Raw genomic sequence first — 9,416 nt, forward strand, 5'->3', positions numbered from 1 at the left:
CGACGCAGACACCGACGTAGAAAGGTTATTCGCCTCCGTTTTACGTCGCTGAATTTCAAAACTCAAGGCGATAACGAAGGTAAAAATGAGCATCATTGCGCTACAATCCGCATTCAAGCACATCCAAACCACCCCAATGTCGGCCCCTGCGCGACTTGTGATCTTGGCGCTTGCTAATCGCCACAATCAGGAAACAGGCCGCTGTGACCCGTCGAATACAAAGCTGCAAGGGGACACGCAGCTGACCGAACGAACGGTCAGAAAGGCGATCCGGGAACTGGAGAAGCTGGGAATTATTGAGACTGTCGAACGCACCAAAAGAACTGGTCGCGGCAAGACGAATATGACGAACCGCTACCGTATAAATAGGGGGGTCCAATATGCCGGTCGGGGGGGGTCCAATATGCCCCCAAAACAGGAATATAGAAAACCGAGCGCTTTCGACGATCTGGCGATGGGAATTGAGGTGGTCGATTACCTCAATCCGCACCCCCAGTTTCAAGCGCCACGCAGCCCCCTTCCAGATGATGAATGCGATCTGGATTTTCTGAAAAACGATTTCTCAGTCTCTGGCAGGGGAAATCCCGCCGCCAGCGATCAGGAGGAACGCTGATGGTGGATCTGCCCTTCACACTGCGACCAGCCCAAGCGAAAGCCGTGCGTATGGCCCGCGAGGCCGTGCGGGACGGGCACACGCGCATCTGCATTCAGCTACCCACCGGCGCGGGCAAAACCCGCATGTCGATTGCAATGATCCTGTCGACCCTTGCCAGTGGCCACAAGGCGGCGTTTACCTGCCCCGCGATCACGCTGATTGACCAAACCATTTCCGGCTTCATCGCTGACGGGATTACCGACATTGGCGTGATACAGGCCAACCATCCCATGACCGATTACAGCAAGCCAGTTCAGGTGGCGTCGGTCCAGACTCTCAAAAACCGCCCGAAGCCGCGCGGAATGAAGCTGATCTTTATTGATGAGTGCCACATCAAATCCAAAGCCGTGCGCGACTGGATGGACAGCGAAGACGGTAAAGACGCAATCTTCATTGGCCTGTCTGCTACCCCGTGGCGGGGCGGAATGGACGAGGAATACAGCACCCTGATCATCGCGGGCACCATGCGCGAACAGATCGACAGCGGCGTATTGTGCGAATACGACTTCTACGCCCCTGATGTGCCAGACCTGACGCGCGTTAAGATCACCGCCGGTGACTACGACGAAAAGCAAATCTCTGAAATCATGTCTGACAAAACTCTTGTCGGCAATGTCGTGGACAACTGGATCAAGCACGGCGAAAACCGCCCTACCCTGATCTTTGCCGTCGATAGGGGGCACGCTCAGGCCATCCAAGACGAATTTATCGCCAAGGGTCTGTCCTGCGGCTACGTGGACGCATACACCGACCGCACTGAACGGAACGCCATGCTGCGCAAACTGGGGCGCGGAGAGATTAACGCAATCGCCTCAGTCGGCACCATGATTGCTGGGGTGGATGAGCCTGCAATCTCTTGCATCATCTGGGCGCGACCGACCCGCTCAGAAATGATTTGGGTGCAAGCGATTGGCCGCGGCCTGCGATCCATGATCGGCAAGCTAAATTGCATCGTTTTCGATCACGCTGGCACCGTTTCAAAGCTGGGTTTCCCCTGTGAAATCCATCACGACAGGCTCAAGCCACGTCGCGCAAATGCCGAGGAGAAAGCACGCGAAGAACGCCGCGTTCGGGAGCGCGAACAGAAAGCACCAAAGCCTTGTATCAAATGCGGCTTTGCCCGCCCCGGTGGCGTGCTGATCTGCCCCAAATGCGGCTTTGAACACCAGCCGCCACGTTTGGAAAACACGACCAAGCACGAGGAAGGAGAACTGAAATCCATCAAGCGAGTGTCGATGGAAGACAAGCAGCGCTTCTATAGCGAGTTGTTGTCAATGGGGCGCAGCAAGGGGTGGCGCGCGCACACCTATCGGGATCGCTTCGGGGTATGGCCGATCAAGATGAAGGAGATCCCCCTACCCGCCAGCGCGGAAACCAAGAATTTCGTTAAGCACAAAGACATCGCTTGGCGGAAATCCAAGCAGAGGCAAAACGCATGAATACCCGCACCTCAACCGCTGAACTGGCCCAAGGCAAATGGGTCGCTATCCTGCAAGCAGCAGGCGTTCCAAGTCAGTTTCTCAAGAATAAGCATGGTCCCTGCCCCGGCTGTGGTGGAGAAAACCGCTATCGCTTCGACAACAAGGAAGGGCGCGGCACTTGGATCTGCAGTCGTTGCCAATCAGGCGATGGACTGGACCTGTTGCAAGGGTATTTCGGCTGGGATTTCAAGACGGCCGCGCAGAAGGTGGATGAGATCATCGGCAATAATCCAGACCTCAAAAGCGAGGCGCCCAAGGGCGGCACAAATAAAGAAAGCGCCGAGCGGTGGCGGCGTGAGCTGTGGCAGCAGTCGGAACCTTTCGACCCCTCAAGGCACGCCCATATTCGCGACTACCTGACCAAGCGCGGGTGTTATGATCCTGACATGCTGGGTGACGTGCGATATGCGCCCAGTGCGCGCGTCAGGGACGGCCTGTGGTTGCCCGCGATGGTTCTTGCCGTCAGAGGCTCAACTGGATCTGTTGTGCAGCTACACCGCACGTTTCTGGACCCCAACAGCCCCATTAAGGCTGAGATTGAAGCCCCGCGCGCGATGATGCCAGGGGCGGTGCCGGAGGGCGCGGCGGTATGGACCAGCGCACCAGCTGAAACAATGGGTATTGCCGAGGGCTTTGAAACCGCGCTGGCGGCATCACTGATGCACGGCATTCCGGTATGGTCCGCTATCGACGCTGGCAAGCTGGAGAAATTCACCCCGCCAGAAGGCGTAAAGCATCTTGTGATTTTCGGGGACAATGATCGGTCATTCACTGGACAGAAAGCCGCCTACGCATTGGCGTGGCGGATCAGTCGAAAGGGTGAAGTCAAGGTTGATGTTGAGATCCCAGCCGAGACAGGGGACTGGAACGACGTGCGGCTAAGTCGCCTACTTCATTCGTAGCGGTTGAGGCGCATGGTGTCGTCCACATCGCGCCTCAACCTCTTAAATCGTTCACTGCGGTTTGTGAAATCGCTGTGCCTGCGCAACTTCACCGTTAATCCTGTCTGGGCCTCAAAGGCTTTGATCTTTGGATCCAGCCACGGCTTTGCCTGAATGAATGGCTCCGTAACTTCCTCCACCACGGTTTCAACCGGCTGGCCGGTTTCCTCATCCATGATCTGATATTTGAAAGTCGGGCAATAGTCCCAGAGCTTGCGTCCCAGAAAGACAAAAGCGTGAGGCTGCTTCACGCGCAGGAAAGCGATCTGGCCGCGCTTCTCCTTCCTGCGCAGCTGGAAATACCTCTCAGCCTCAAAGTGGCTTTCAAACATGTGCCCTTCTACCTCGACCTTTGCCCGCGCGGTTTTGGTGGCTGAGATCATGCCGCGAACGCCGCGTTTTGCCCGACTTGCCATTAAGCATCATCCTTGGGAATTTCTACACCAAGGGCTGCGAATGCTGGCCCTGCTGCATTTTTAAATTTTCCCTTGCTGGCGCGCGCCACCCGTTCATCAAGCGGGCGATACATCTTGAAGACACCAGGGGGGAATGTCACCCCTTTTGCCATACACTCCACAGCAAAAACGATTGCGTATCGCGCCGGCACCTCGCCGCGGAAGATCCACTTGTTGATTGAGGCAACAGGAACCCCTGTTTGTTTTGAAAACGCACCTGGGCTATCGGCCAGTCTGTAGATTAGTCGTGAAACCTTATTGTTGATTTTCTCTCGTGCCATGCAGCATTCCATTATCCATTTTGATAAAAAACAATATCCCAAATGGATAAACCGAACAATGCTTTGAGTACAAAAATAAATGCGGATCAGCTCGTATATACTAAATCGCCCTTTATTGTTGTCCAATTTGTCCTTATTAATTACTCCCATTCAGAGAAAGGACACAGGCAATGAAGGAAATCTCTTATATCTTTGATGATTACGAAGGCACCGATAACATGATGCGCTTCCGGTTTAAGGCGTGGCGTCAAGTCAAGGGTTGGTCCCGTGATCAAGTCAAAGAATTTTTTGGAAAAGGCGCCGACATAAATAAGTTTGAACGTCCAGACGGTCCATCCAAAATGATCACTATATGGCGAATGATCCACGAGTTAGGTGTGGACGCTGAGTTTCTGACGAAAGGTAGCTATCGCGGCATCAAAGACAAGGATATGTCAGATCGACTGAAAGTCTTAATGAGCATAGGTCACACCGTCACAGACAAACAAGCCGCTCAGCTGCTATCTGACGCAGGGCTTGATCGGCGGATCGAATTGAAATGATCTGATGCGCCCTGATCGGCAAAGAAATCCATGCCAGGCATAGTGACCTGCATCGGCCGGTCGAATACATTCCAAATGATCGCATTCCCCACTGGACCACACATAGACAGCAGGCCAGCGATAGCACCTTTGATGCCGTTTCTTTTCGTGATTGATACAATGTACCGGACTGTAAGACTTCTCATATTCACACCTAGAGTATTATCGGAGTGAAACCTTCACGACCAAGGGGCGATTCTCAATCCTCTTGGTGGGGGTTCTGAGAGAAATAACTTTATCCTTCAATAACTTGAAAAATATATACATTCCCCCGCTAAGACCTATAAGAACTTTTCCACACAGCGAAGCGAATAGCCGTCACATAGCTGCTTTTGGAGAGTTCTTTCAAAACCTTCACGAACCTCTTAAAATCCCAGAACAGCCCTTTTCTGGTTATGAAAAAGCGCTTTTTCTCTGAGGTCGCAAGACCCTCTTTCTTTAGGGTGTTCAGCTCACGATGGACCGTTTGATAGGCAAATCCGGTGATCGTGCTAATCTCGGAGATAGTCCAACCTTTTGTCTTGGGATGGTAGGTCAGGACATTTGCCACCGCGCTTTGGGCGAGTGTGTGGCGTAGTTTCCGCGCTGCCCTATCCAAATCGCAAAAAACGCGCATAAATTGACGGACAGGATGTTGATAGCATGCCTTGCCAAATTCCCGAATAATCAGTCTCAATTCGACATCCAAGTTTTGCCAAAAGCGCCTGAATAAACCCCACGCCTTGAGTTGACCCTTTTGCGTTAAGGACCACCCCTGTTCAACATAACCACCGCGCTCAAGTGACCGCAGGCTCGATCGGATCGTAGATCTATCAATACCAGATGCGTCCGATAATGCTGAGATATTCCAATCTCCCCCACTGACAGACATCAACCAGATAATCGACACGGTTGCCCGCGACATTTCCAGCTTATTGGTGGCATATATTATTGATATGGTGGCGGAGCCGAGCCGTTGTCGCTTGGCCCCAACATCGTTTAAGTTCATGACGTATAACATCGCACATTTTCTTCATAAACTTAAGTGAAAGTTATGAAGACTACGGGATGAAATGCACAAATTTAGGGCAAATTCTCGCATACTGTGCATACAGCATTGCGATTTCATTCTGTGTTTGGGGGGTGTCTTTAGTTGATCGGGTAGGAAGCCGTCGCCCTACCTCGATACAAACCGCATCCGCGGTGGCCGTGTATGGATCAGTCCCTGTACCCAGCGTCGTCAAACTTGCGCAACTCGTGGTCGCTAAAAGGGATAGCGCCCCGGTGATGAGCCTCAAGGGCTGATTTATGGTCATGCAGCTCAACCTCCGTGATTGCATCGCGGCGGGCGTCACGGCGCACCACAGTCACCAGAAAGGCGCCTAGGGCGACAATGCCACCCCAGACCTTTGCGCGGGATGGAATAAAACTCCAGAGCCAACTCACCGGCTTTCCAACCATTTCCAGATCAGCAACCCCACACCAATCCCGATAAGGACCACAGAGGCCGTTTGTGCGACGGGGTGAAGCCCCTCAAGAAAGCCGCCGGTATCTTTCAGCACACCGGACGCTTCACGCACCACAGGGGCCGCAATCAGGGCGCTGACGCCTTGAACGCCTTTGTCCTTGGCCGCTGGCTTGGGATGATCCTGCTCCAAAGGCAGGCCAGTTGCGTGGCGGCCTGCATGCCACCACTTACCCCATTCCCGCTTGGGTCCGGTGTCGATGTGCATAAAGCCTTGTTTGGGGTAGCCGCCAAAGCCGGTAAAGCCCACAGCCTCGGCTGCTTCACGGAATACCCACGGATCGTGGTTGTCCATGCGAACATCATAGGCTTGTGCCTTTTTGTGGAAGCTGCCCTTGGCCCCGCCAACACGACGATTGTGTTCATCTGAGCGGAAAGCGCTATTGACGATCACAGGGCGCCCTAGACGGTCGCGCAGAGCCTGCAGTTTATCCATGCTGGGTGGGTGGATCGCCAGCCGGCCAGTACCACGGCAGGCCATTTCCTGAGGGCTGAAATCCTTCCAGCGCCATTCAGACATCGGAAACTCAGACCAGTGAGGATAGATAGTCAGCATATTGCGCCTCTTAACTTTAGGACAGGGGGCCGAAGCCCCCCGCCCTGTTTAGAACTGGCTTTCGCCGCGCTCGTCTTTCACGCGCTCATCGCTCACGATGACAGCGCCGCTGCGCTCAATGAAACGGTCGGCAGACGCGCGGGAAACATTGCGAACAGCGGTTCCGTCAGCCGCAACGACGCTGAAGCGCGGATCGCCGCCGCCTTCATTCGCCAGAAGAACCTTGGCGCCGAAATATTCACCGGCTGCCTCGCCGTCGAACATGTCACCGATGGTCGGATCGCTAACCACAGCATATTTACCATGCAGCTTCTCAAAGGGGCCTTCGCGGTCAGTCACCACAGACACAACCGCACCGGCGTCACGCAGAACCCAGACAGGCACAAAAATGGCCTCACCGACCGCCTTTACGGAGGTACGCTCCACGGTCAGTGCTTCATCTTGAACCACCCACGGCCACGCATTTACCGAGGTGGGTGCGAAGGAAAAGGAGGCCGCCAAAATGGCAGCCGAAAAGATACCGCAGATTGCGGCGTAGATAGTTTTGGTCATGATGCTCTCCATGAAGAAAAGGCGGCGTTAATCCTTGAAGCACACCCCCAGCCGCCAGCGGGGATGCAGGAAAGTCTCAGACTGCGATCCAAGCGGCTCCAACATTAAGCTGAGTACCGCCAGCATTTCCCTGAATGTCGCCCCCAGGTCGAGCAATATCCAACGATCCAATCCGGTCGCTGCGGCTGTAAATCCAGTAGCCGTCCGCCGTTGGCCCGCCAGGGAAGGTAATGGTGCGGTTGTTGTTGTCGGTGTTTCGAGCTGACAAAGACGCCCGCCAGCTACCTGAGCTTTGACCTGCAGTGTAAGGCCCAACACCGCCACTACCGCCACCGGCAGACGGAAGATCACCAATCTTCACCTGACGCAGTGCCCCGTTTGCCAGCTCCACCAAAACGGTTTCATCCGTGGTCAGCGCGGTAATTTCGGCCGCCGTCGCGTCTGCGATCCCGTCATGTAGAGCGTTCAGGTCAGCACCGGCAGACGGAAGATCACCAATTTTCACCTGACGCAGCGCCCCGTTTGCCAGTTCCACCAGAACGGTTTCATCCGTGGTCAGCGCGGTAATTTCGGCCGCCGTCGCGTCTGCGATCCCGTCATGTAGAGCGTTCAGGTCAGCGCCGCCAACTTGTGACATCGCAGATCCATTCCACGAATAGATCCCGCCGGTGGTCGCTAGACCATAAGCAACGCCAGCTTGAGGGGGCGAAAAGACCCACGCGCCATTGATGTGAGTTGCAATTTGATTGTCGCGCCCCGCCCAATCGCCAGTGCCAGCGGGCGCCACCAGATAGGATGCACCTTCTGGTGAACTAGCTGGCGGCGTTGATAGTGTGATGTCATTCAGCACCTGAGTACTACGCAAAGCCGCAAACACATTGCGCAGGCGCATAGGGCCATAGGTGCCAGCTGCTGCATTGCCGGGGGCGCCGTTACTATTGGCATCCAGAAAGGTGCTATCGGGGTTGATGGTCATGCCTGTTCTCCAAAAAAAAGGCGCCGAGGAGAGGCGCCGTGGAAATCGTTTCTGTCTCAGACTGTTAGGTCAGTTCGTTCTGACTCATCCAATACAGCCGATTGTATTGTGGGGCGCTCATAATGCCCGCCTCTGTCGCGGTCGCCGCCGGCAAATCAACATTGGAGCCAGAACTACTGGTTACGGGCAGTACGTTCGCTTGCCGCGTTCCTACGCCAAGGTTTGCTGCACCGACCCCGAAGGAGTTCCATTGAGTGCCATTCCAGTGGTGGAGAGTATGCGGTGTGGTGCTGGTGTCGATGTAGAGGTTGCTCTGATCGTCGGTCGGCGCCGTAGTGGGTATAGCCCCGCCGCGGATCGGCTGAGCCAAGGCCACATCCATGCTTTCGTACTCACTGGTCTTGATCCACCCTCCGTTGCCAAAGGTGTAGCTGGCAGCGCCACTATCCACAGTGGGGTCTCCAGTTGCATCGTTCACAAAGGCTTGGTCCCCATTCAAATTGCCGGCAGTTGGCAGTTCGGAGAAGACGCCCAGAAAATGCTGTTTCTTTCGCGGAATGGCCGCCAAGGTGGCGCCGACTTCCTGTAGCGCAGCCTCCACGTTGTCATTTGTGAAGTAATTGCCAGCATCTTCAAGATTTCGGCCCGTTTGGTTCGGGCCAGTCAGTTCATCCGACAGCGCCTGAATTGCACCTTTCACAGAGGTGTCGTCGGGGATCAACCCGCCGCTGAAGTTGCCAAGATTTTCATCACCAACCGGCACACCAATCAGCCCATAAATCTTAGCCAGGCGATTATAGAAATCTCTCATGAATTTAGATTTCATCAGCATATCAGGTAATCTCCGCGTTTTGCATCCAGCTGCCGACCTGAACGCCTGAATTGTCATTGCGCACCCAAAAACGGCCATCGGCCGACTGGATCACCGGCGGCGCGGCTGCGGGCAGCGGGACCGCCGCCGTGACCGTGCCGGTTGTATCGACCGAATACCAATAGCTGACACCAGAATTGATGAGGTGCATGCGCTGGATCGCGGCGTCAGTCTGAGCCGAAATGTCAGCGGGCGTATCAACGGCCTGTGCGGCGCCGGTGTAGATGTCGGGCAAATACGGGTTCAGATCCGTCGCCTCATCCACCGCCTGCCACGTTCGCCCATCGACGCCAAGGATCACGGACGGCGCGATAGCTGGCGTCGTGGTCGGTGCCGGCAACGGCGTTTCCTTCGACACATCCGCATAGAACTGCGCCACCTTGGCATTCACCAGCAGCAAGTGTGTTTTGGTGGTGTCTGTGTGTGTCTCGATCTGGGTAATGGACCGCACCACACCGATGGTATCGTCCAGATACGAGTAATCGCCGTTGTAGACCCAATCGGGTGCATCAACGTGGTTTCCAGTCAGAGGCATTTGGATTTCCCATAAAAAAAGGCGCGCT

The 9,416-nt window shown here is 54.9% G+C and carries 12 protein-coding genes; 4 read left to right on the forward strand and 8 right to left on the reverse strand.

Annotated features, from left to right (window positions below; all coding sequences use genetic code 11):
• The first annotated feature begins 85 nt into the window (after positions 1 to 85).
• The 3 genes from MHM86_RS02725 to MHM86_RS02735 are packed head-to-tail and all read left to right on the forward strand — an operon-like array spanning position 86 to position 3,038.
• Positions 86 to 613, forward strand: coding sequence for a helix-turn-helix domain-containing protein (locus MHM86_RS02725; RefSeq protein WP_239195458.1), 528 nt, complete (start codon positions 86 to 88; stop codon positions 611 to 613).
• On the forward strand, positions 613 to 2,094 hold the full coding sequence (locus MHM86_RS02730; protein ID WP_239195460.1) for a DEAD/DEAH box helicase: 1,482 nt from the start codon (positions 613 to 615) through the stop codon (positions 2,092 to 2,094). The genes MHM86_RS02725 and MHM86_RS02730 overlap by 1 nt, the downstream gene beginning before the upstream one ends.
• Positions 2,091 to 3,038, forward strand: a complete 948-nt coding sequence (locus MHM86_RS02735) for a toprim domain-containing protein (protein WP_239195462.1) — start codon at positions 2,091 to 2,093, stop codon at positions 3,036 to 3,038. The genes MHM86_RS02730 and MHM86_RS02735 overlap by 4 nt, the downstream gene beginning before the upstream one ends.
• On the opposite strand, the gene MHM86_RS02740 is transcribed toward MHM86_RS02735, so the two are convergent.
• The gene (locus MHM86_RS02740; RefSeq protein WP_239195464.1) at positions 3,029 to 3,493 is read right to left on the reverse strand and encodes a hypothetical protein; all 465 of its coding nucleotides are present in this window, start codon (positions 3,491 to 3,493) and stop codon (positions 3,029 to 3,031) included. The two genes, MHM86_RS02735 and MHM86_RS02740, sit on opposite strands and share 10 nt — an antisense overlap.
• Complete coding sequence (locus MHM86_RS02745; protein WP_239195466.1) at positions 3,493 to 3,939, reverse strand: hypothetical protein; 447 nt, start codon at positions 3,937 to 3,939, stop codon at positions 3,493 to 3,495. Before MHM86_RS02745 ends, MHM86_RS02740 begins: the two co-directional genes overlap by 1 nt.
• A 44-nt stretch (positions 3,940 to 3,983) precedes the next feature.
• Here MHM86_RS02745 and MHM86_RS02750 point away from each other — a divergent pair, with 44 nt between their 5' ends.
• Complete coding sequence (locus MHM86_RS02750; RefSeq protein WP_239195468.1) at positions 3,984 to 4,355, forward strand: hypothetical protein; 372 nt, start codon at positions 3,984 to 3,986, stop codon at positions 4,353 to 4,355.
• Positions 4,356 to 4,668: 313 nt separating this feature from the next.
• On the opposite strand, the gene MHM86_RS02755 is transcribed toward MHM86_RS02750, so the two are convergent.
• From MHM86_RS02755 to MHM86_RS02780, 6 genes are all read right to left on the reverse strand, one after another.
• Positions 4,669 to 5,394: a helix-turn-helix domain-containing protein gene (locus MHM86_RS02755; protein ID WP_239195471.1), complete on the reverse strand. Its 726-nt coding sequence runs from the start codon at positions 5,392 to 5,394 to the stop codon at positions 4,669 to 4,671.
• Between the two features lie 421 nt (positions 5,395 to 5,815).
• The gene (locus tag MHM86_RS02760; RefSeq protein WP_239195474.1) at positions 5,816 to 6,454 is read right to left on the reverse strand and encodes a D-Ala-D-Ala carboxypeptidase family metallohydrolase; all 639 of its coding nucleotides are present in this window, start codon (positions 6,452 to 6,454) and stop codon (positions 5,816 to 5,818) included.
• 48 nt (positions 6,455 to 6,502) lie between these two features.
• Positions 6,503 to 7,006, reverse strand: a complete 504-nt coding sequence (locus MHM86_RS02765) for a hypothetical protein (protein ID WP_239195476.1) — start codon at positions 7,004 to 7,006, stop codon at positions 6,503 to 6,505.
• A 76-nt stretch (positions 7,007 to 7,082) separates the two neighbouring features.
• Positions 7,083 to 7,982, reverse strand: a complete 900-nt coding sequence (locus MHM86_RS02770) for a DUF2793 domain-containing protein (RefSeq protein WP_239195478.1) — start codon at positions 7,980 to 7,982, stop codon at positions 7,083 to 7,085.
• A 64-nt stretch (positions 7,983 to 8,046) separates the two neighbouring features.
• Positions 8,047 to 8,814 (reverse strand): hypothetical protein, encoded by a 768-nt coding sequence (locus MHM86_RS02775; RefSeq protein ID WP_239195479.1) that lies wholly within the window; start codon positions 8,812 to 8,814, stop codon positions 8,047 to 8,049.
• A 1-nt stretch (position 8,815) separates the two neighbouring features.
• Positions 8,816 to 9,388, reverse strand: coding sequence for a hypothetical protein (locus MHM86_RS02780; protein WP_239195480.1), 573 nt, complete (start codon positions 9,386 to 9,388; stop codon positions 8,816 to 8,818).
• Positions 9,389 to 9,416 lie beyond the last annotated feature (28 nt).

Source organism: Thalassobius sp. Cn5-15, assembly GCF_022347685.1.
Lineage (GTDB): Bacteria > Pseudomonadota > Alphaproteobacteria > Rhodobacterales > Rhodobacteraceae > Thalassobius.

Excerpts from the sequence above, each read along its gene's own strand:
- MHM86_RS02750 (WP_239195468.1), top strand. The coding sequence starts at position 3,984 with ATGAAGGAAATCTCTTATATCTTTGATGATTACGAAGGCACCGATAAC.
- MHM86_RS02755 (WP_239195471.1), bottom strand. The coding sequence starts at position 5,394 with ATGTTATACGTCATGAACTTAAACGATGTTGGGGCCAAGCGACAACGG.
- MHM86_RS02780 (WP_239195480.1), bottom strand. The coding sequence starts at position 9,388 with ATGCCTCTGACTGGAAACCACGTTGATGCACCCGATTGGGTCTACAAC.
- MHM86_RS02760 (WP_239195474.1), bottom strand. The coding sequence starts at position 6,454 with ATGCTGACTATCTATCCTCACTGGTCTGAGTTTCCGATGTCTGAATGG.
- MHM86_RS02765 (WP_239195476.1), bottom strand. The coding sequence starts at position 7,006 with ATGACCAAAACTATCTACGCCGCAATCTGCGGTATCTTTTCGGCTGCC.
- MHM86_RS02770 (WP_239195478.1), bottom strand. The coding sequence starts at position 7,982 with ATGACCATCAACCCCGATAGCACCTTTCTGGATGCCAATAGTAACGGC.
- MHM86_RS02740 (WP_239195464.1), bottom strand. The coding sequence starts at position 3,493 with ATGGCAAGTCGGGCAAAACGCGGCGTTCGCGGCATGATCTCAGCCACC.
- MHM86_RS02735 (WP_239195462.1), top strand. The coding sequence starts at position 2,091 with ATGAATACCCGCACCTCAACCGCTGAACTGGCCCAAGGCAAATGGGTC.
- MHM86_RS02725 (WP_239195458.1), top strand. The coding sequence starts at position 86 with ATGAGCATCATTGCGCTACAATCCGCATTCAAGCACATCCAAACCACC.
- MHM86_RS02775 (WP_239195479.1), bottom strand. The coding sequence starts at position 8,814 with ATGCTGATGAAATCTAAATTCATGAGAGATTTCTATAATCGCCTGGCT.
- MHM86_RS02730 (WP_239195460.1), top strand. The coding sequence starts at position 613 with ATGGTGGATCTGCCCTTCACACTGCGACCAGCCCAAGCGAAAGCCGTG.